Annotated in this window: 18 protein-coding genes and 2 pseudogenes; 9 read left to right on the forward strand and 11 right to left on the reverse strand. The window is 68.1% G+C overall.

The window, feature by feature from the left end; all coding sequences use genetic code 11:
• Nucleotides 1-2: 2 nt before the first annotated feature.
• From BGI51_RS07030 to BGI51_RS07045, 4 genes are read left to right on the forward strand one after another with little or no spacing between them, the layout of a single operon-like run.
• Nucleotides 3-356 carry an ATP-binding protein gene (locus BGI51_RS07030; protein WP_133860267.1) on the forward strand — a complete coding sequence of 118 codons (354 nt, stop codon included), beginning with the start codon at nt 3-5 and terminating at the stop codon, nt 354-356.
• Nucleotides 347-1333, forward strand: coding sequence for a SpoIIE family protein phosphatase (locus tag BGI51_RS07035; RefSeq protein WP_252977229.1), 987 nt, complete (start codon nt 347-349; stop codon nt 1331-1333). Before BGI51_RS07030 ends, BGI51_RS07035 begins: the two co-directional genes overlap by 10 nt.
• Nucleotides 1326-3083, forward strand: a complete 1758-nt coding sequence (locus BGI51_RS07040; RefSeq protein ID WP_187980710.1) for an ATP-binding protein — start codon at nt 1326-1328, stop codon at nt 3081-3083. The genes BGI51_RS07035 and BGI51_RS07040 overlap by 8 nt, the downstream gene beginning before the upstream one ends.
• Nucleotides 3076-4188, forward strand: a complete 1113-nt coding sequence (locus BGI51_RS07045; protein WP_187980711.1) for a hybrid sensor histidine kinase/response regulator — start codon at nt 3076-3078, stop codon at nt 4186-4188. Before BGI51_RS07040 ends, BGI51_RS07045 begins: the two co-directional genes overlap by 8 nt.
• Nucleotides 4189-4375: 187 nt before the next feature.
• Here the strand turns inward: BGI51_RS07045 and BGI51_RS07050 are convergent, their stop codons facing one another.
• The 11 genes and pseudogenes from BGI51_RS07050 to BGI51_RS07100 all read right to left on the reverse strand — a co-directional run bounded on the left by BGI51_RS07050 (nt 4376) and on the right by BGI51_RS07100 (nt 13729).
• Nucleotides 4376-4924: a DUF3299 domain-containing protein gene (locus BGI51_RS07050; protein ID WP_187980712.1), complete on the reverse strand. Its 549-nt coding sequence runs from the start codon at nt 4922-4924 to the stop codon at nt 4376-4378.
• Between the two features lie 170 nt (nt 4925-5094).
• Entirely contained in the window at nt 5095-5343 is a 249-nt protein-coding gene (locus tag BGI51_RS07055) for a GlsB/YeaQ/YmgE family stress response membrane protein (protein ID WP_007160058.1), read from the reverse strand.
• A gap of 128 nt (nt 5344-5471) precedes the next feature.
• The gene (locus BGI51_RS07060) at nt 5472-6554 is read right to left on the reverse strand and encodes a 5-(carboxyamino)imidazole ribonucleotide synthase (RefSeq protein WP_187980713.1); all 1083 of its coding nucleotides are present in this window, start codon (nt 6552-6554) and stop codon (nt 5472-5474) included.
• Nucleotides 6551-7045, reverse strand: a complete 495-nt coding sequence (gene purE / locus BGI51_RS07065) for a 5-(carboxyamino)imidazole ribonucleotide mutase (protein WP_059316745.1) — start codon at nt 7043-7045, stop codon at nt 6551-6553. Before purE ends, BGI51_RS07060 begins: the two co-directional genes overlap by 4 nt.
• A 456-nt stretch (nt 7046-7501) precedes the next feature.
• The gene (locus BGI51_RS07070; protein ID WP_187980714.1) at nt 7502-8422 is read right to left on the reverse strand and encodes a dihydrodipicolinate synthase family protein; all 921 of its coding nucleotides are present in this window, start codon (nt 8420-8422) and stop codon (nt 7502-7504) included.
• The gene (locus BGI51_RS07075; RefSeq protein WP_133860158.1) at nt 8419-9210 is read right to left on the reverse strand and encodes an AraC family transcriptional regulator; all 792 of its coding nucleotides are present in this window, start codon (nt 9208-9210) and stop codon (nt 8419-8421) included. Before BGI51_RS07075 ends, BGI51_RS07070 begins: the two co-directional genes overlap by 4 nt.
• Nucleotides 9207-10441, reverse strand: a pseudogene (locus BGI51_RS07080) (FAD-dependent oxidoreductase). The gene BGI51_RS07075 and the pseudogene BGI51_RS07080 overlap by 4 nt, the downstream one beginning before the upstream one ends.
• Nucleotides 10438-10674: a (2Fe-2S)-binding protein gene (locus tag BGI51_RS07085; protein ID WP_187980715.1), complete on the reverse strand. Its 237-nt coding sequence runs from the start codon at nt 10672-10674 to the stop codon at nt 10438-10440. The pseudogene BGI51_RS07080 and the gene BGI51_RS07085 overlap by 4 nt, the downstream one beginning before the upstream one ends.
• Nucleotides 10668-11782, reverse strand: a pseudogene (locus BGI51_RS07090) (NAD(P)/FAD-dependent oxidoreductase). The gene BGI51_RS07085 and the pseudogene BGI51_RS07090 overlap by 7 nt, the downstream one beginning before the upstream one ends.
• Complete coding sequence (locus tag BGI51_RS07095; RefSeq protein ID WP_187980716.1) at nt 11779-12717, reverse strand: 4-hydroxyproline epimerase; 939 nt, start codon at nt 12715-12717, stop codon at nt 11779-11781. Before BGI51_RS07095 ends, BGI51_RS07090 begins: the two are co-directional and overlap by 4 nt.
• Nucleotides 12718-12823: 106 nt before the next feature.
• Nucleotides 12824-13729, reverse strand: coding sequence for a LysR substrate-binding domain-containing protein (locus BGI51_RS07100; protein WP_187980717.1), 906 nt, complete (start codon nt 13727-13729; stop codon nt 12824-12826).
• Between the two features lie 154 nt (nt 13730-13883).
• On the opposite strand from BGI51_RS07100, the gene aspA reads away from it, so the two are divergent.
• From aspA to BGI51_RS07125, 5 genes are all read left to right on the forward strand, one after another.
• The gene (gene aspA / locus BGI51_RS07105; RefSeq protein ID WP_133860164.1) at nt 13884-15317 is read left to right on the forward strand and encodes an aspartate ammonia-lyase; all 1434 of its coding nucleotides are present in this window, start codon (nt 13884-13886) and stop codon (nt 15315-15317) included.
• Nucleotides 15318-15416: 99 nt separating this feature from the next.
• Nucleotides 15417-16418, forward strand: coding sequence for an AraC family transcriptional regulator (locus tag BGI51_RS07110; protein WP_187980718.1), 1002 nt, complete (start codon nt 15417-15419; stop codon nt 16416-16418).
• 47 nt (nt 16419-16465) lie between these two features.
• Entirely contained in the window at nt 16466-16825 is a 360-nt protein-coding gene (locus BGI51_RS07115; RefSeq protein WP_133860166.1) for a cupin domain-containing protein, read from the forward strand.
• A 114-nt stretch (nt 16826-16939) separates the two neighbouring features.
• Nucleotides 16940-17971, forward strand: coding sequence for a histone deacetylase family protein (locus BGI51_RS07120; protein ID WP_187980719.1), 1032 nt, complete (start codon nt 16940-16942; stop codon nt 17969-17971).
• 23 nt (nt 17972-17994) lie between these two features.
• A complete protein-coding gene (locus tag BGI51_RS07125; RefSeq protein WP_187980720.1) occupies nt 17995-19095 on the forward strand; it encodes a polyamine ABC transporter substrate-binding protein in 1101 nt (366 codons plus the stop codon).
• The last annotated feature ends 95 nt before the right edge of the window (nt 19096-19190 follow it).

The raw sequence follows: 19190 nt of genomic DNA on the forward strand, positions 1-19190 counted from the left end.
TCGTGCTGATCCGTCAGCAGGTGCGCAAGGTCGCCGAAGCCATCCGCCTGGGCCTGATCTCCCAGACCAAGATCGTCACCGCGGCCAGCGAAATCGCGCGCAACGGCCTGGTCTACGGGCTGGGTGGCGAATGCCTGATCGAGGAGACGCAGCGCGCCGGCAAGCCAGCGATTCGCCTGGTGATCCGTGACCAGGGTCCGGGTATCGCCGATCTCGACCGCGCCATGGTCGACGGCTACACCTCGGGCAAGGGCCTGGGCCTCGGCCTGTCCGGCTCGCGACGGCTGGTGGACGACTTCCACATCGACAGCCAACCCGGCCAGGGCACCACCGTCGAACTCTGGAAATGGCGTTGAACGACCAGCCGTGCAGCCTGGTGCTGCCGGTGACTACCACGGTCCACGTCGATGCCGCCCGGCGCGCCCTGGTCCGGCTGGCCGCCAGCGTCACCACCGATGAAACCCTGCTCGGGCGCCTGACCATCGTCGCCCAGGAGCTGGGCTACAACCTGGTTCGCCATGCCGGGCACGGCGAGCTCCTGGCCACCCTGAGCGGCGAAGGCGTGCTGGATGTCCTGGCGGTGGATCGCGGCCCGGGCATGCATGACGTCGCCCGCTGCCTGAGCGATCACTACAGCACGGCGGCCACCCTGGGTGCCGGTCTGGGGGCGATCCGCCGGCAGTCCGATGTCTTCGACATCCATTCGCGACCGGGCCAGGGTACGGTGGTGCTGGCGCGCTTCCATCTGGCCGGAGTGTCCGGTACCCGGTTGCAGCATGGCGCCCTGTGCACGCCGCACCCCGAGGAACAGGTCTGCGGTGACACCTGGGCGGTCAGCGGACGGCGCCTGCTGGTGTGCGACGGCCTGGGGCATGGCCAGCAGGCCGCCATGGCCAGTCGCCGGGCGCGGGAGGTGTTCCTGCGCCATGGCGCGCACCTGCCGCTGCAGCGGCTGATGGAGAATCTGCACCAGGCGCTGATGGACACCCGCGGCGCCGCCCTGGCGCTGGCCGAGCTGGACCCGGATCAGGGCCAGGTGAGCTTTTGCGGCATCGGCAACATCGCCGGACGCCTGCTCGGCAACACCTCGCGCAGCCTGGTGTCCAACAACGGCACCCTGGGCTACCGGATCGGCCGGATCCAGACCTATACCTACCCCTGGACACCCGGCACCCTGCTGGTGCTGAACTCCGATGGACTGACGTCCAAGGTGGGACTGGCCGAGCACTCCGGGCTCGGGGCGCGGCATCCGGCCTTGATCGCCGCCCTCCTGCACCGTGACTTCCGGCGCTCCGCCGACGATGCCACCGTTTTGGTACTCAAGCATGTCTGACGTCTTGCCCCTGCTGACCCTCGCCCTGCGCAGCGAGCAGGACATCGTGCACTGCCGCCAGGCCGCCAAGCGCCTGGCCGCGGCCCTGGACTGGCCGGTGCTGGAGCAGATCCGCCTGGCCACCGCGGTCTCCGAACTGGCGCGCAACATCCATCAGTACGCCGGCAGCGGTCAGTTCGACTTCGCCCTGCTGCGTGACGAAGGCCAGCGTCTGCGCGGCCTGGAGGTGCGGGCGGTCGACCAGGGCCCAGGCATCGCCGAGATGGAGGCCATCCGCGCGGGCAGCTATCGTTCCAGCACCGGCATGGGCATCGGCCTGCGCGGCGCCCAGCGGCTGTTCGATGACTTCGACATCCAGACCTCCCCTGCCGGCACGCGCATCACTGCCCGCAAGTACCAGGCGCCACGCGCCTTTCCCGAGGCGGCGCTGCTGCAGGCGCTGACGGCTGAATTGCAGGGCAGTCCGCCAGCGGATCCCTATCAGCAGATCCGCCTGCAGAGCGAAGAGCTGCTGCTGACCAACACCGAACTGCAACTGCGCCAGTCGGAACTGGAGGTCACCAACAAGGAACTGGAAAACACCAACCAGGGGGTGGTGGCGCTCTATTCCGAACTGGAAAAGGCCACCCAGGAACTCAAGGAGGCCAGCGAGGCGAAGACGCGCTTCTTCTCCAACATGACCCATGAATTCCGCACCCCGATCAACATCATCGAGAATGTCGCCAAGCTGCTCGCCAGCGGCGTGGACGGGGCGCTCAATGCCGAACAGCAGCGCCAGGTGCGCTTCATCAGCGACGCGGCGCTGGAACTGGCCAACCTGGTCAGCGAGCTGCTGGCCCTGGCCGAGGTGCAGTCCGGACGCCTGACCGTCGTACCCCAGCCCTTTGCCCTGGCGCCCTTCATCGATCGCCTGGAACAGTTCGCCGCGGCCCTGGCGCCGCGCTATCCCCAGGTCAGTTTCAGCGTCGCCCCGCCGCCTGTCGAGGTGCTGCTGGATACCGACGAGAGTCGACTGTTCCAGGTGCTGCGCAACCTGATCTCCAACGCCTTCAAGTACACCCCCCGGGGCCAGGTGCGCATCCAGGTATTCCAGCCGGACGACGCCAGCCTGGAATTCCTGGTGGAAGACAGTGGCATCGGCATCGCCGCCGCGGATCAGCAGAAGATCTTCGAGGAATTCGAGCGCATCCGCTCGCCGCACCTGACCCACATCGAGGGTACCGGCCTGGGCCTGCCCCTCGCCCAGCGCCTGGCCGTGCTGCTTGGTGGCGAGCTGTCCCTCGACAGCGCGATCGGTCGCGGCAGTCGCTTCACCCTGCGTTTGCCACGTCACTACGCCAGCCACCGGGCGGCCGCGCCGGAACCCGATCTCAGCGGCCTCACGGTGCTGGTGATCGAGGACAACGAAGGGGATCGCTATCTGGTCCGCCGCACCCTCGAACGCCTCAATCCGGTCCTGCTGGAGGCCGACAGCGCTCGCAGCAGCCTGGATCGCCTCAATGCCGTGCGCCCGGACATCATCATCCTCGACCTCGACCTGCCCGACATCAACGGCGAGGACCTGCTCGCCAGCATGGACTGGAGCATGCACCGGCGGGTGCTGATCAATACCGCCCAGCCGCTGGACGAGGCGGGTTGCCAGCGGCTGCAGGACTATTGCCACGCCATCCTGTTCAAGCATGCCCCCGATCACGCCGAGCGGCTGCTGGCCGAGGTCTGCGCCCTGGCGCGGAGCCTGTCCGATGACTAGCGCCCTGCGCCGCATCGTCATCATCGACGACACCGAAGCCAATCGCTATGTGCTGCGCAAGATCCTCGTCAGCCAGCGCCACTATGAGGTCCTGGAAGCGGCCAGCGGCGCCGGCGGCCTGGCGCTGATCGACGCATCCGTCGAGCTGGTGATCATCGACGTCAATCTGCCGGACACCACCGGCTTCGAGCTGATCCAGGCCATCGAGCGCAAGTGCGGCTGGGGCCGGTTGCCGGCCATCATCAACATCTCGGCCACCTTCGTCTCCGGCAAGGACAAGGCCCAGGGCTTCAACACCGGGGCCCAGGCCTACCTGACCCACCCGATCAATCCGGAAGAGGTGCTGGCCACCGTTGGCGCCCTGCTCAAGGCCAGCTCCCGGGTCGGGCACATGGAGCAGCAGCGCAATTCAGCCATCGCCCGCAGCGAGAACCTGCAGGCGGAAAAGGTCATGCTCGAACGCTTCATGAGATCGCTCAATCACGACCTGCGCTCGCCACTCACCGCCGCCACCATGGTGGTCAACCTGATGCAGCGCAGTCCGGCGCGGCGTACCGACGATCTGCTGCAGACCCTGCACGACAACCTGCAGCGCATGAACCAGATGATCACCGACGTGCTCGACATCAGTCACATGAGCCTGGGTGGTGGTGTCCGCCTCAGCGGCGATCCGCTGGTGCTGGGTCCGCTGCTGAACGAGGCCGCGGCCAATCTGCAGCTGCAATTCAGCAACCCCCTCGACCTGCAGGTGGAGACGCCGGAGCTGGAGGTTCTATGGGACAGATACGCCTTTCTGCGCATCTTCGACAACCTGGTGCTCAACGCCGCCAAGCACGGCGAGGCGGGGACGCCGATCCGGGTCCGCCAGTGGCTGGCGGATGACCAGGTCATGCTGGAGCTGCGCAACCTTGGGCAGTTTCCCGACGAAGTCCTGGCCAACCTGGCCACGCCCTATTTCATCTCCACCCGCAGCGACAAGCGCGGCTGGGGCCTGGGCCTGCCCATCGTCAAGGCGCTCAGCGAAAGCTTCGGCGGCGAGGTGCGCTTCGCCAACGGCGCGGGCGAGGTGGTCATCACCCTGCACCTGCCGCTGCGGCTGGCCTAGCGACTTTCAGGGTAACGCGCTGTGATAATCCTGGCGCCGGTAGCGTGGAAAACCGCGCAGCGTGTTCCACTGGGGTAAGACGAGGGCCTCGGAGACGTGGACAAGGCTGCGTCGTTGTCCACGCTACGGTGCCACCTCTGGCTGTTGGGCTGCGACGGTGGAGCTGTCTTAGCCCAACCTACGATCGTTAGAGATCGCTTTCTTCGACCTTGCGGACCTTGCTGGCGTCCAGGGTGTAGGACGCCTCGGCCAGGGCGTTGTCGACCGCCTCGGTGTGCAGGGTGCCGATGACCCAGTAGGGCTCGTAGATGTCGGGAAGCGGCACGCCCTTGGGGTAGCGCACCAGCACGATCTGGTTGGGCGGCGGCGGCGGGACGTGGATGCAGGCGCCCGGATAGGGCACCAGGAAGAATTCGCGGAAATTGCCCTTGGCGTCGGTCTCAAGGGGTACCGGAAACCCTCCCAGGCGCACGTTCCTGCCATTCAGGGCAGCCACGGTGCGGGTGGAGTGCATCACCTCGGGCAAGCCACTGTCCTTCTGCTTGAGTCCGCCGGGCGAGCCGAAACCACCAGGGGCCTCGGGGCTGTTGTGGCTGATCTCGGGCATGGTTTCCAGGGCGTGACGATCCTCTGCGGTGAGCAGGTCGAGCCAGTTGGTTTCCGGCGGTTCGCCCTTGGCGGCGTGGGTCAGCAACGGCAGGCTGGCGAGCAGCAGGGTGATGAGCAGTCTGGGCATGGTCGGCGGGTCGGACACAAAAGTCCGAGTGTGCGGCGCGCCAGGTCAGGGGTCCAGCCCCAGGGCCGCAAAGCGGGGCCTCGCCCATGAAAAAGCCCCTGGGTCGACGGGCGACACCAGGGGCAGAAACGCGGTGCTGCGAAGCGGCGTCTTAGAACCTGTTCACGATCTTAGCGACGCTTGGTCACCATGCCGTAGATGAACAGCACGATGATGGCGCCGACCACGGCACCAATGAAGCCTGCGCCTTCACCGGCGCGGTAGATGCCCAGTGCCTGGCCCAGGTAGGTGGCGACCACGGAGCCGACGATGCCCAGGATGATGGTCATGATCCAGCCCATGCTGTCGTCGCCCGGCTTCAGGAAGCGGGCAACCAGGCCGACGATGAGACCGATGATGATGGTTGCGATGATGCCCATGTGAAGAATCCCCTGTTTAAGTGCTGGTAAGACAACGCCGGTCAGCAGGCGTCGTTGTACTCTCCGACCACCGGTGATCCTTCGAGGTTCAGGGAAAAACGGCTTCCGTGTGCGGAAGCCGTTGGGCATCAGTCCTGGATCAGGGCTTCCAGGGCAGCGATGCGGGTCTGCAGGGTTGCCGCATCGGCGCTGCGCAGGGTGGCGTGACCGACCTTGCGCCCGGCCTTGAAGGCCTTGCCGTAGTGGTGCAGGTGGCAGTCTTCCAGGGCGGTGACGGCGGCCACCGGCGGTACCGAGCCGATGAAGTTGACCATGGCGCTTTCACCGACCTTGGCGGTGGAGCCCAGCGGCAGGCCGGCCACGGCGCGCAGGTGGTTCTCGAACTGGCTGCACTCGGCGCCTTCGATGGTCCAGTGCCCGGAGTTGTGCACGCGTGGGGCGATCTCGTTGGCCTTGAGGCCACCCTCGACCTCGAAGAATTCGAAGGCCAGCACGCCGACGTAATCGAGCTGTTCCAGCACGCGGCGGGCATAGTCTTCGGCCAGGGCCTGCAGCGGGTGGTCGGAACTGGCCACCGACAGGCGCAGGATGCCGCTCTCGTGGGTGTTGTGCACCAGCGGATAGCAGGCCACCTCGCCATCACGCCCGCGCACGGTCACCAGGGAGACCTCGCCGGTGAAGGGCACGAAGCCTTCCAGCAGCAGGGGGACGCTGCCCAGTTCGGCGAAGGCGCCGGTGACGTCTTCCGGCTGGCGCAGGACCTTCTGGCCCTTGCCGTCATAGCCCAGGGTGCGGGTCTTGAGTACCGCCGGCAGGCCGATATGGGCCACGGCGGCATCCAGGTCGGCCTGGGAGAGGATGTCGGCGAACGCCGGCGTGGGGATGCCCAGGTCGCGGAACATCGACTTCTCGAACAGGCGATCCCGAGCGATGCGCAGGGCTTCGGCGGACGGATAGACCGGCACGAACTGCGCGAGGAAGGCCACGGTCTCGGCCGGGACGCTCTCGAATTCGAAGGTCACCAGATCGACCTCGTCGGCCAGCTGGCGCAGGTGGTCCGGGTCGCCGTAGTCGGCGCGCAGGTGTTCGCCCAGGGCGGCGGCGCAGGCATCCGGCGCCGGGTCGAGAAAGGCGAAGTTCATGCCCAGCGGCGTGCCAGCCAGGGCGAGCATGCGGCCCAGCTGGCCGCCACCGATGACGCCGATCTTCATGCCTGCTCCCTCGGATCGGGATTGTCCAGCACGGTGCGGGTCTGCTCGTCGCGGAAGGCGTTCAGCCGCTCGTGGTACTCGGGATGCTTGCCGCCGAGGATGCTGGCGGACAGCAGCGCGGCGTTGATGGCGCCGGCCTTGCCGATGGCCAGGGTGGCGACCGGCACACCGGCGGGCATCTGCACGATGGACAGCAGGGAGTCGACGCCCGAGAGCATGGACGACTGCACCGGCACGCCGAGCACCGGCAGGTGGGTCTTGGCGGCGCACATGCCCGGCAGGTGGGCGGCGCCACCGGCGCCGGCGATGATCACCTCGATACCGCGCCCGGCAGCCTCTTCGGCGTACTGGAACAGCAGGTCGGGGGTGCGGTGGGCGGAGACCACCTTCACTTCGTGGGGAATGCCCAGCTTGTCCAGCATGTCGGCGGTGTGGCTCAGGGTGGACCAGTCGGACTTGGAGCCCATGATCACGCCTACGAGTGCGCTCATCGTCGTGCCTCTGAAATGAAGAAGCCACGCGGTGGACGTGGCTTGGGAAATGAGCGGGACAGTATAGACGAAAGCGGGGCGGAGCGTGCCCCTGCACCGGGTATCGCCTGTCGCGTGCAGGACAGGCCATGGCGCCCTTGGGATGGGGGGTGGTGTGGGGTGAAAGGTACGGACCAGAGGGCTGGATGATTCGGGGGGATCGCCTTGAAGAGCGCCCTCACCCCAGCCCTCTCCCGCAAGCGGGAGAGGGAGCGGATTAGCGTAGCTTGAGAGCTCGGGTGTTCCGGTTCCCTGCGGCGACAAGTCATGCTGAAGCGTTGTGTTTATCGCGGCCATGGGCCGCTCCTACAGGTTCAGACACGACTGTAGGAGCGGTCGCTACGGCGCACCGGCATGGCCGCGATTAAGGCAGAGCGGTCGCAGCGGCGAACCACCATAGCCGCGATAAGCCCAGCCTCAGATCCCCACGTCCGACAGTTGCGGGCGGGTTTCCAGGGCCTTGGCCATCAGCCGTTCGACGAAGGCGCGGTCCGCGTCGGGCAGGGCCAGGCGTGGCGGGCGGGTCAGGGCGCTGCCGCGGCCGGCGAGTTCTTCGCAGAGCTTGATGCACTGCACCAGGTCCGGGCGGGCATCCAGGTGCAGCAGCGGCATGAACCATTCGTAGAGCGGCATGGCCTCGGCGAAGCGGCCGGCCTTGGCCAGGCGGAAGATGGTTTCACCTTCGGTGGGGAAGATGTTGGACATGCCCGAGACCCAGCCCTCGGCGCCTACGGCGATGCTTTCCAGCACCACGTCGTCGAGACCGGCGAAGAGCACGAAGCGGTCACCCACCTCGTTGCGCACGTCGATGAAGCGACGGGTATCGCCGGAGGAATCCTTGAAGCAGACGATGTTGTCGACGTCGGCCAGGGAGATGAGAATGTCCGGGGTGACATCGTTCTTGTAGATCGGCGGGTTGTTGTAGACCATCAGCGGCAGGTCGAGGGCGCTGGCCACGCTGCGGAAGTGCGCGGCGGTCTCGTGGGGCTTGGCCGAGTAGACCAGGGCCGGCATGAGCATGATGCCGTCGGCGCCGGCGCGCCCTACCGCCTGGGCGGTGCGGGTGGCATTGAGGCTGGTGAATTCGGCCACGCCGCAGATCACCGGCACGCGACCGCCGGCAGCGTCCTTGGCGACCTCCACCAGGGAGATCTTTTCTTCCAGGGTCAGGGAGGTGTTCTCGCCCACGGTGCCGCACATCACCAGACCGGAGACGCCATCGCGCACCAGATTGCTGATCACGCCATGGGTCTTTTCCAGGTTGACGGAGAAGTCGTCGTTGAATTGGGTGGTGACGGCGGGAAAGACGCCGCTCCAGTTGACGCGGGGAGTGCTCATGCGGGGGTTTCCTCCAGACGGGAACGGGGCTTGAGAGAGTCGCGGTATTGCCGGGGCGACAGGCCGGTGAGACGGCGGAACTGACGGCTGAAGGCGCTGTGGTCGGTATAGCCACAGGCCAGGGCCACTTCGGTGACGGGCAGATCGCGGGCCAGCAGGCGCGAGGCGGCGTCGAGCCGGGCCTTGTGTAGCAACTGCTGGGGCGTGAGGCGCAGGATGCGCTTGCACTGGCGTTCGAGCTGGGAGACCGACAGGCCGACTCTCTGACTCAGTTCGCCCACCGAGAGCGGCTGGGCATAGTGCTCGCGCAGATAGCGATCGACCTCGGCCACCTTGGCGTGGGCCGGGTGATCGGCGGCGGGCGCCTGCAGATCGTGGGAGATGCCGGCCATGCCCATCAGCTGGCCCTGGGCGTCGTGCAGCGGCAGCTTGCGGGTCAGGCACCAGCCCGGGGTACGCCCGGCATAGAGGTGCAATTCCAGCTGGTCATCCAGCGCCAGGCCTTCGCGCAGCACGCGACGATCCTGTTCGGCGTAGGCGCCACCCAGGGGCGCCGGGAAGACTTCCTCGGCGGTCTTGCCGAGCAATTCGCTGACGTCCTCGTAGCCGCAGCGCTGGGCCAGGGTCAGGTTGACCAGCACATAGCGCGCGTCCAGGTCCTTGACGAAGAACACCACGCCGGGGATGGCATCGAGCAGCGGCGCCACCAGACTCAGGCTGGCCAGCAGCGCGGGCAGGTCGGCGGGCCGGGCGCGGCTCAGGGCGTCCAGGTGGGCGGCGGCATTCATCTCTCGTCCTCGGTCAGGGCCAGCAGGCTGTCGATACGGGTGGGTTGCAGGGGAAAGCGCGGCGCCGGGGGCGTCCAGCCCAGCAACATGCGGGTAGCCTGGCCACAGATGCGGCCCTGGCAGGCGCCCATTCCGCAGCGGCTGCGCAGCTTGGCCTGGGTCCAGTCGGCATGGCCGACCAGGGCGCCGAGGGCGACGTCCTCGCAACGGCAGACCAGGGTATCCGGCTGGGCGAGCCGGGCAATGGCCGGATTCAGGGCGAAGGTGCGCGCCAGCTGGGCGGCGAAGCGGCGCCAGGCACGGGCCTCGGTCTGCACGCCAGCGATGGCGTCGAGCTGGTCACTGGCGACCAGGCCGGCGATACGGCCGGTGGCCTGGGCCAGTTCATTGCCGCCGATGCCGGTGCATTCACCGGCGGCCAGGATGTGCGGCTGGCTGGTGCGCTGATGGTCATCCACCGCCACTGCGCCATCCAGGGTCGCGCAGCCCAGGCTCTGCGCCAGTTCGACATTGGGTACCAGGCCGTAGCCACAGGCCAGGCGGTCGCAGGCGACCTCCCAGCGACGGTCGCCCTGGCGCAGGCGCACGGCTTCGAGACGCTCGCTGCCGAGTGCTGCCTCGACCCAGGTGCCGGGGCTATAGCGAGGAGTGGCCAGGGTCAGCGCCTGGCGCAACTTGTTCGGCCAGCGCCAGAGCTGCAGGCCGAATTCGACTAGGGCACGGCGCGCGGCCTGCTCGGCGACCAGGGCGACCCGGGCACCCGCCTGGCGCGCGGTAGCGGCGCTGGCCAGCAGCAGCGGACCGGTGCCGGCGACGACGAGGCGCTCAGCGGCCACTTCCACGCCCCCCTTGATCAGCGCCTGCAAGCCACCGGCGCCGGTCACCCCGGGCAGGGTCCAGCCGGGGAACGGCAGCAGCAGTTCGCGGGCGCCGGTGCAGAGGATGAGGGTATCGAAACTCAGGGTCCGGCTGCCGTGGGCGTCTTCCAGCAGCAGCTGGTGCGATCCCAGGACCGCGGCGACGCGGGTCTGGGTGAGCAGGGTGACGTCCGCCGGCAACTGACCGACTTCGCCGGCGACCTGCCCCCCCGCGCGCGCCAGATCTGGCCGCCGGGCAAGGGATTGTCGTCCAGCAGTATCAAGTTCAGGCCGCGGCCACTGGCGGCGCGGGCGGCGGCGAGACCGGCCGGGCCGGCGCCGATGATGAGCAGGTCGCAGCTCGCGCTATTCATGACAGGCGCTCCACCTGCATGCCGTCCTGGCAGGGGGTCTGGCACGCCAGGCGGCGCACGCCGTCGACCTGCAACCGGCATTCCTGGCAGATGCCCATGCCGCAGAACGGTGCCCGGGCTTCACCGCCTACCGAACGGCGCGCGGCGGGATTGCCGCTCTTGGCCAGCGCGGCGGTGAGCAGGCTGCCGGGACGGATCTCCAGGCGTTCGCCATCGATAAACAGGGTCAGCATACCTGGCTCCTCGGCGTGGTCGCGAAACGCGCCGGTGCGAAGGGTTCCACGTGGAACGTCGAAGGCTCGCCGAATAGCCCCTGGCGATGGCTTCGGCGGTGGCCGGGGCGGTGGTGACGCCCAGGCCTTCGTGACCGACCGCCAGCCACAGACCGGGCTGGTCGGGATGGGCGCCGATCAGCGGCAGGCCATCGGGACTGGCGGCGCGCTGGCCGGTCCAGCCGCGGATCAGCGAGGTATGGGTCAGGCCGGGCAGGAAGTCCAGGGCACGGCGCAGCAGCTGGCCGACCACCGCAGGCTCCACCGCCATGTCCGGACGCTCGAATTGGCGCGACGAGCCGATCAGCAGTTGCCCGGTGGGTCGCGGCTGGACATTGAAGGCCACCGAGGCACCGCTGCTGGCGTGGGCGCTGGCGCCATAGCCAATCTCCACCAGCTGGTGGCGGACCTGCTCGGGATAGCGATCAGTGATCAGCAGATGGCCCTTCTTGGGCACCAGCGGCAGGTCCGGGCAGAGACTGGCGGCTTGCAGGCCGGCGGCGAGCACCACGGCATCGGCGGTCAGCCAGCGACCGTCGTCCAGGCGGACGCGCCGGCCTTCGACCGCCGTCACCCGGGCACGCTGGAATTCGATCAGCGGCGAGCGCTGCAGCAGCCAGGCGGCCACCACCGGCGCATAGAGCAGGCCATCGCCTGGCACCTCCAGACTGCCAGCCAGGGTGGTCAGCGCCGGCTCGGCAGCGGCGGTGGCGGCCGCATTCAAGGGCTGGTTGGCGACGCCCTGGGCGTCCAGACGCTGGCGCTTCGCGTCGATCAGATCCAGCTCGGCTGCGTCGCGCGCCAGCCAAAGGGTGCCGCAGTTGCGGTAGTCGGCGGCGCTCGGCAGCTGGGGCACCAGCTCACGCCAGAGCGCCAGGGAGCGCGCGCTCAGGGTCAATTCGGCGGGGTCGTCGTCCATCACCACCAGGTGGCCCATGCCGGCGGCGGAGGCGCCAGGCAGGCCGGCATCCAGCACCCGCACCCGGCAGCCGCACGCGGCCAGGGCCGCGGCGCAGCTGGCGCCGATGATGCCGGCGCCGACGACGAGGACCTCCGCCACGGACTTCACCCCGGGATACCCCAGGCGAAGGGATCGTCGGCGGCCAGCAGCAGGGTCGCCTCGGCCATGACATGGGCGCGGCCGCGGATCACGGGCAGGATGCGACCCTCGTCGCCGGGCTGATAGTGCGCCTCGAAACGACTGCCGATGACACTGGCCTGCTGCCAGACGGCGCCGGGCGCAAGATCGCCGTCGGCCGCGAGGCACGCCAGCTTGGCGCTGGTGCCGGTGCCGCAGGGCGAGCGGTCATAGGCGCGGCCTGGGCAGAGCACGTAGCTGCGACTGTCGGCGCCGTCCGGATCCTCGGCGAAGAGTTCGATGTGATCGATATGGCCGCCCTGGTCGCCGGTGATGCCAGCGGCTTCCAGCGCGCCCCGCAGGGCCAGGCTGAAGGTGAGCAGGCCGTCGAGGTTGTCGGCGGCGATGCGCTGGCCGTGATCGGCACAGAGAAAGAACCAGTTGCCACCCCAGGCGATGTCGCCGCTGACCGGGCCATGGCTGGGAATCTCCACCTGGACGGCATGGCGATGGCGATAGGCCGGGACGTTGCGCACGCTGACGCTGCCGTCGTCATGCAGGGTGGCGGTGACATCGCCGACCGGGGTCTCGATCAGGTGATCGCCAGGGCCGATCCGGCCGAGATGAGCCAGGGACACCACCAGGCCGATGGTGCCGTGGCCGCACATCCCGAGGTAGCCGACCTCGTTGAAGAACACCACGCCAGCGCTGGCGGCAGGAGATACCGGCTCACAGAGCAGGGCGCCGACCAGCACCTCGTTGCCGCGCGGTTCGCGTATGCAGGCTCGCCGAAAGGCGTCATGCTCGCCGGCCAGCAGGGTGCGGCGCTCGGCCATGCTGCCCTGGCCGAGCTCGGGAAAACCATCGAGGACCAGGCGGGTGGGTTCGCCGCCGGTATGGGAGTCGATGACGCGGATGCGCTGCATGGCTGACCTCCGTGAGAGAGGTGCCAGTGTCGCGCAGACAGGCGCAAAAGGCTTGCAGGACGTCGGCTAACTAAAAGCCGATATCAGCATAGTTGACTACCGTCGATCAGCCGCCGTGGCTTTGACTTTCGAGATGTCGCCAGACCTGCTGCACCAGTCGCTTGCGCAACAGGGCACAGCGGTAGAGGCGGATTTCCAGGCCGACCTGCCAGGCGGCATCGCCACACACGGCCAGTTCGCCGCGGGCCAGCTCCGCCGCCACCGACAGCTGCGGCACCCAGGCCACGCCCAGGCCCTGCAGGGCCATGGTCTTGAGGCTGTCGGCCATGGCGGTTTCGTAGAGGGTGACGGCGCGCAGCTTGCGCTGGCGCAGGAGCAGATTCACCGAACGACCGAGGAAGGCACCGGCGCTGTAGGCCAGCAGCGGAACGCTGCTCTGCCCGTCCAGCTGGAACATCGGTCGGCCTTCGCCATCGGTGGCGCAGACCGGCAGCATGGCGGTGTGCGCCAGGTGCAGCGACGGAAACAGCTCCGGGTCCATCTGCAGCGCGGCATCGGGATCGTGGAAGGCCAGCATCAGGTCACAGGCGCCGTCGCGCAGGGCGTGAATGGCGTCGCCGACGTTGGTGGCCACCAGCCGGCTGGCCAGCGCCAGGCCCTGGCCACGCAGCCCGGCGATCCACTGCGGAAAGAAGCCCAGGGCCAGGGAGTGGGCGGCAGCGAATTGCAGCACCTCGCCCTGCCCGCCTTCCAGGTGATGCAGATGGCGCACCGTCTCGCCCAGTTGCTCCACCACGCTGCGCGCCGTGACCAGAAACAGCTGACCGGCTTCGGTAAGGCTGATCGGAGTATGGGATCGGTCCACCAGGGTCAGGCCGACGCTTTCCTCCAGCGCGCGGATGCGCCGGCTGAAGGCGGGCTGGGTGACGAAACGCTTTTCGGCGGCCTGGGAAAAACTGTGGGTGGCCGCCAGGGCCACGAAGTCTTCCAGCCATTTGAATTCGATGTTCATGGCACCCATACGTCGTCTGATCTCGTGAGGTCACAACCAGAGTTATGCCGATCCGGCATGAGGCTTGGCGGATTGGCATTGGCCGGGATCGGCTGGCAGGCCTAGATTCTAGGGCATCGCGGCGCCTGCCGCTCGATCGAAGCCCAACGCTATCATGTCCGACTCTGCATCATCCGTCCGCCTCGAAAAAGATCTCCTCGGTACCCTCGACGTCCCCGCCGATGCCTACTACGGCATCCAGACCCTGCGCGCCGTGCAGAACTTCCGCCTCTCCGGCGTACCCCTCGGTCACTACCCCAAGCTGGTGGTGGCCCTGGCCATGGTCAAGCAGGCGGCGGCGGACGCCAACCACCGGCTCGGCCATCTGCCGACCGAGAAGCACCAGGCGATCGTTGATGCCTGCTCGCGCATCATTCGCGGCGAATTCCACGACCAGTTCGTGGTGGACATGATCCAGGGCGGGGCCGGCACCTCGACCAACATGAACGCCAACGAGGTGATCGCCAACGTCGCCCTGGAGCTGCTCGGCCACGCCAAGGGCGAGTATCGCCATCTCCACCCGAACAACGACGTCAACATGGCGCAGTCGACCAACGACGCCTACCCCACCGCCATCCGCCTGGGTCTGTTGCTCGGCCATGACGCCCTGCTCGCCAGCCTGGACAGCCTGATCACCGCCTTCGCCGCCAAGGGCGTGGAATTCGCCGAGGTGCTGAAGATGGGTCGCACCCAGCTGCAGGACGCGGTGCCCATGACCCTCGGCCAGGAATTCCATGCCTTCGCCACCACCCTGGGCGAAGACCTGGCGCGCCTCAAGACCCTGGCGCCGGAGCTGCTCACCGAGGTCAACCTGGGCGGTACCGCCATCGGCACCGGCATCAACGCCGACCCCGGCTACCAGCTGCTGGCCGTGCAGCGCCTGGCGGACATCAGCGGCCAGCCGCTCAAGCCCGCCGCCGACCTGATCGAAGCCACCTCGGACATGGGCGCCTTCGTGCTGTTCTCCGGCATGCTCAAGCGCACCGCGGTGAAGCTGTCGAAGATCTGCAACGACCTGCGCCTGCTCTCCAGCGGTCCGCGCACCGGCATCAACGAGATCAACCTGCCGCCGCGTCAGCCGGGCAGCTCGATCATGCCGGGCAAGGTCAATCCGGTGATCCCCGAGGCGGTCAACCAGGTGGCCTTCGAGATCATCGGCAACGACCTGGCGCTGACCCTGGCGGCCGAGGGCGGCCAGCTGCAGCTCAACGTCATGGAGCCGCTGATCGCCTACAAGATCTTCGACTCCATCCGCCTGCTGCAGCGCGCCATGGACATGCTGCGCGAGCACTGCATCACCGGCATCACCGCCAACGTCGAGCACTGCCGCCGTCAGGTGGAGCACTCCATCGGCCTGGTCACCGCGCTCAATCCCTACCTGGGCTACGAGACCTCCACCCGCATCGCCAAGACGGCGCTGGAAACCGGTCGCGGCGTGCTGGAGCTGGTGCGCGAGGAAAATCTGCTGGACGAGGCGACCCTGGACGACATCCTGCGCCCGGAAAACATGATCGCCCCGCGGCTCGTACCGCTGAAGGCCAAGGTCTGAGTCCCGCACGCCAGACCTGAGCGGTAACCGACGGCAACTCCCCGCGGGCGCGGTATCCTTCTTGCCTGGAAGGCTGCCATCGCCCCGGGGAGTTTGCCCATGCGTCAGTCCGGTCTGATCAATCTCAACCTGGTGTCCCTGGTGCTCCAGCAACTGGCGGCCGACACGCCCGCCCGGGCGGCGCCGCTGCTGGCCGGCAGCGGCCTGCGGCTGGACGATCTCGAACAGCCCCATCGACTCATCACCCTGGCCCAGGAACAGCGGGTCATCGCCAACGCCCTGCCGGTCGCCCCGCCCGAACTGGGGCTGCTGCTGGGCTGGCGGCTGCGCGTCTCCGGCTACGGCCTGCTCGGCTATGCCCTGCTCAGCGCCCCGACCCTGGGCGCCGCGTTGCAGGCGGCCCTGGCCCACCAGGGGCTGCTGGGCGCCTATTTCACCCTGCGCCTGGAGCGCCACGGCGAGCTGGCCTGGCTCAGGGCCGACGACCATCCCTTCGCGCCGGAACTGGAGCGCTGCAACGCCGAGTGCTGCCTGGCCTCGCTGCTGGCGATCTGCTGCGACCTCCTCGGTACGCCCCTGCCGCTGGTGCAGGTGGCCTTTCGGCACGCCGAGCCGGCCTATCGCGCGCGCTATGGTGACTGCTTCGGCGCCACACCCCTGGCCTTCAACGCGCCCTTCAACGGCCTGGCCTTTCCCGCTGCCTGGCTTGAGCGCGGGCTGCCCCTGGCCGATCCGGTGACCCATCGCGACGCCCTGGAGCAGTGCGGTCGCCTGGCCCCCGAGCAGGATCGCCAGCGCGCCCTGCTCGCCCGCATCCGCACCCTGCTGGGCGCCGACCTGGCGGCCCCGCCCTCCTTCGCGGCCCTGGCCGGCCACCTCGGCATGGCCCCGCGCAGCCTGCGCCGCCACCTGCAGGCGGGCGGCAGCGGCTATCAGCAACTGCTCGACGAGTTGCGCTTCGAACGGGCGCGCGACCTGCTGGCCCAGGAGCGCCTGCCCATCTATCGCATCGCCGAGGTGATGGGCTTCAGCGAAACCGCCAGCTTCCGCCATGCCTTCCGCCGCTGGAGCGGACAATCGCCGCGGGGGTATCGGCTCTAGCGGCCGGCGTATGCTGAGCGCTCCCCGTCCCCAAGGAGGATTCCCCCATGCCCTCGCTGAAACTGCTCGAAGCGCGCGGCCAACCCACCCAGCAATACCGCCTGCCGGCGGAGAAGTTGCTGGCCGGCGATCCACTGCAGAGCCTCTGGCTCGACTACGAGGATGGCAGCGGTGTCTTCGCCGTTGGCCACTGGCACAGCGAGGTGGGCGCCTGGCGGGTGAACTACACCGAGGAGGAGTACTGCCAGATCCTCGAAGGGGTGAGTCTGGTCACCGATGACCAGGGCCACGCCACCCGGCTCGGTCCCGGCAGCAGCTTCGTCGTGCCGCGCGGCTTCCAGGGCACCTGGGAGGTGCTGGAGCCGACCCTGAAGCGCTTCGTGGTCTACGAAGCCAAGGGCGGTTGATGGTCGACGCCGGGCGCAATCTGGCCGGATCTATCCCCTTTTGGCCGCTGCGCCTCTCGTCGCGGGTCGCCGGGCTGGCAAGAATCAAGGGAGAGCCCGCCGCCCGGAGTCGCCATGCGCATCCACCACAGTCCCGATCACACCCTGCACCACGGTCGCTGCGAATTGATCGATGGCCAGTTGCAGCCCTGTTTCGAAAAACCCCAGCGCGTCGAATTCATCCTCGCCGAGTGTCACCGCCGGCAGCTCGGCGAGGTGGTGGCGCCGAGGGACTTCGGCCGGGCGCCGCTGGCACGCGTCCATAGCGCGGCCTATCTCGACTTTCTCGCCGGCGCCTGGGACGAATGGGCAGCACGCGGCGAGACCGTGGATCTGCTGCCCTATACCTGGCCGGCGCGTACCCTGCGCCAGGTGCTGCCGCCCACCAGCCTGCACGGACGCCTCGGTTACTACAGCTTCGACGGCGGCGCGCCCATCACCGCCGGCACCTGGCAGGCCGCCTACAGCGCCGCCCAGGTGGCCCTGAGTGCCGGGGCCGAGGTCGCCGCGGGCGCGCGCAGCGCCTTCGCCCTCTGCCGCCCGCCGGGCCACCACGCCGCGGCCGATGTCATGGGCGGCTACTGCTATCTGAACAACGCCGCCATCGCCGCCCAGGCCGCCCTCGACGGCGGCGCCCGGCGGGTGGCCATCCTCGATGTCGACTACCACCACGGCAACGGCACCCAGGACATCTTCTATGCGCGCGACGATGTGCTGTTCCTCTCGCTGCACGGCGATCCGGGTTTCGAATTCCCCTTCTTCCTCGGCTATGCCGACGAGACCGGCAGCGGTGCGGGCCAGGGCTTCAACCTCAATCTGCCGCTGCCCGCCGGCAGCGCCTGGGACAGCTGGAGCGCCGCCCTGGAAACAGCGCTGACGCGCGTGCAGGACTATGCCCCGGACCTGCTGCTGGTCTCCCTGGGCGTGGATACCTTCAAGGCCGATCCCATTTCCCAGTTGAGGCTGGAGAGCGACGACTACCTGCGCCTGGGCGAACGCCTGGCGCGGCTCGGCCTGCCGACCCTGTTCGTCATGGAGGGCGGTTACGCCGTGGCGGAGATCGGCATCAACACGGTGAACGTCCTGGCCGCCTTCGACGGCGCCTGATCCCTATCGCGAGGAATCCGACCATGCACAGCCTCCTGCGTCCGCTCACCGCCCTGCTCGGTGGCGCCCTGCTCGCCACCGCCGTCCAGGCCGCCGATCCCGGCGAACTGCGGGTCTACAACTGGGCCGACTACATCCTGCCCGAGACGCCCAAGGACTTCGCCAAGCAGACCGGCATCCGCGTCACCTGGGACACCTTCGACAGCAACGAGTCGCTGGAGGCCAAGCTGCTCACCGGGCGCTCCGGCTATGACCTGGTGATTCCCTCCAACCAGTTCCTGGAAACCCAGATCAAGGCCGGGGTCTTCCAGAAGCTGGACAAGCGCAAGCTGCCCAACTGGCAGAATCTCGATCCGGAGTTGCTCAAGCTGCTGGAGGTCAACGACCCGGGCAACCAGTACGGCGTGCCCTACATGTACGGCACCATCCTCATCGGCTTCAACCCGGCCAAGGTCAAGGCGGCGCTGGGGGCGGACGCACCGGTGGACAGCTGGGACCTGGTGTTCAAGCCGGAGAACATGGCCAAGCTCAAGAGCTGTGGCGTGGCCATGCTGGACTCGCCCTCGGACATCCTGCCGGTGGTACTGCACTACCTGGGCCTGGACCCCAACAGCGCCAACGCCAAGGACTACGAGAAGGCCACGGCGCTGATGCTGAAGATCCGCCCCTACATGGCCTACTTCAATTCCACCAAGTACATGACCGATATCGCCAACGGCGACATCTGCGTGGCGGTGGGCTATTCGGGCAGCTTCTATCAGTTCGGCAACCGGGCCAAGGAAGCCGGCAACGGCGTGGTGGTGGACTGGCGCCTGCCGCGCGAGGGCGCGCCCATCTGGTTCGACACCTGGGCCATTCCGGCCAGCGCCGCCAACGTCGACCAGGCCCATGCCTTCATCAATTACCTGCTCGAACCCAAGGTGATCGCCGGGATCAGCGACTATCTCGGCTACCCCAACGCCAACAAGCCGGGCATGCCGCTGGTGACCGCCGCCATCCGCGACAACCACGACCTGGTGCCCACTCCGGACATGCTCAAGAAGCTCTATGTGGTGCAACCGCTGCCGCAGCCCATCGAGCGGGTGCGGACGCGCGCCTGGAGTCGCATCAAGGCCGGCAACTAGCGACCGCGGCGTTTACGGCCTTCCGAATGGTAGCCAATGGCTACCATTCGGCGGTTACATTCCCGCGTCCGGGAACCCTCTATCGTGCTAAGGGA

Source organism: Pseudomonas oryzihabitans (assembly GCF_014522265.1).
GTDB lineage: Bacteria > Pseudomonadota > Gammaproteobacteria > Pseudomonadales > Pseudomonadaceae > Chryseomonas > Chryseomonas aestiva.

What these genes read in the sequence shown, in the direction of transcription:
- BGI51_RS07035 (WP_252977229.1), top strand. Translation starts at nt 347, where the DNA reads ATGGCGTTGAACGACCAGCCGTGCAGCCTGGTGCTGCCGGTGACTACC.
- BGI51_RS07040 (WP_187980710.1), top strand. Translation starts at nt 1,326, where the DNA reads ATGTCTGACGTCTTGCCCCTGCTGACCCTCGCCCTGCGCAGCGAGCAG.
- BGI51_RS07045 (WP_187980711.1), top strand. Translation starts at nt 3,076, where the DNA reads ATGACTAGCGCCCTGCGCCGCATCGTCATCATCGACGACACCGAAGCC.
- BGI51_RS07050 (WP_187980712.1), bottom strand. Translation starts at nt 4,924, where the DNA reads ATGCCCAGACTGCTCATCACCCTGCTGCTCGCCAGCCTGCCGTTGCTG.
- BGI51_RS07055 (WP_007160058.1), bottom strand. Translation starts at nt 5,343, where the DNA reads ATGGGCATCATCGCAACCATCATCATCGGTCTCATCGTCGGCCTGGTT.
- BGI51_RS07060 (WP_187980713.1), bottom strand. Translation starts at nt 6,554, where the DNA reads ATGAAGATCGGCGTCATCGGTGGCGGCCAGCTGGGCCGCATGCTCGCC.
- purE (WP_059316745.1), bottom strand. Translation starts at nt 7,045, where the DNA reads ATGAGCGCACTCGTAGGCGTGATCATGGGCTCCAAGTCCGACTGGTCC.
- BGI51_RS07070 (WP_187980714.1), bottom strand. Translation starts at nt 8,422, where the DNA reads ATGAGCACTCCCCGCGTCAACTGGAGCGGCGTCTTTCCCGCCGTCACC.
- BGI51_RS07075 (WP_133860158.1), bottom strand. Translation starts at nt 9,210, where the DNA reads ATGAATGCCGCCGCCCACCTGGACGCCCTGAGCCGCGCCCGGCCCGCC.
- BGI51_RS07085 (WP_187980715.1), bottom strand. Translation starts at nt 10,674, where the DNA reads ATGCTGACCCTGTTTATCGATGGCGAACGCCTGGAGATCCGTCCCGGC.
- BGI51_RS07095 (WP_187980716.1), bottom strand. Translation starts at nt 12,717, where the DNA reads ATGCAGCGCATCCGCGTCATCGACTCCCATACCGGCGGCGAACCCACC.
- BGI51_RS07100 (WP_187980717.1), bottom strand. Translation starts at nt 13,729, where the DNA reads ATGAACATCGAATTCAAATGGCTGGAAGACTTCGTGGCCCTGGCGGCC.
- aspA (WP_133860164.1), top strand. Translation starts at nt 13,884, where the DNA reads ATGTCCGACTCTGCATCATCCGTCCGCCTCGAAAAAGATCTCCTCGGT.
- BGI51_RS07110 (WP_187980718.1), top strand. Translation starts at nt 15,417, where the DNA reads ATGCGTCAGTCCGGTCTGATCAATCTCAACCTGGTGTCCCTGGTGCTC.
- BGI51_RS07115 (WP_133860166.1), top strand. Translation starts at nt 16,466, where the DNA reads ATGCCCTCGCTGAAACTGCTCGAAGCGCGCGGCCAACCCACCCAGCAA.
- BGI51_RS07120 (WP_187980719.1), top strand. Translation starts at nt 16,940, where the DNA reads ATGCGCATCCACCACAGTCCCGATCACACCCTGCACCACGGTCGCTGC.
- BGI51_RS07125 (WP_187980720.1), top strand. Translation starts at nt 17,995, where the DNA reads ATGCACAGCCTCCTGCGTCCGCTCACCGCCCTGCTCGGTGGCGCCCTG.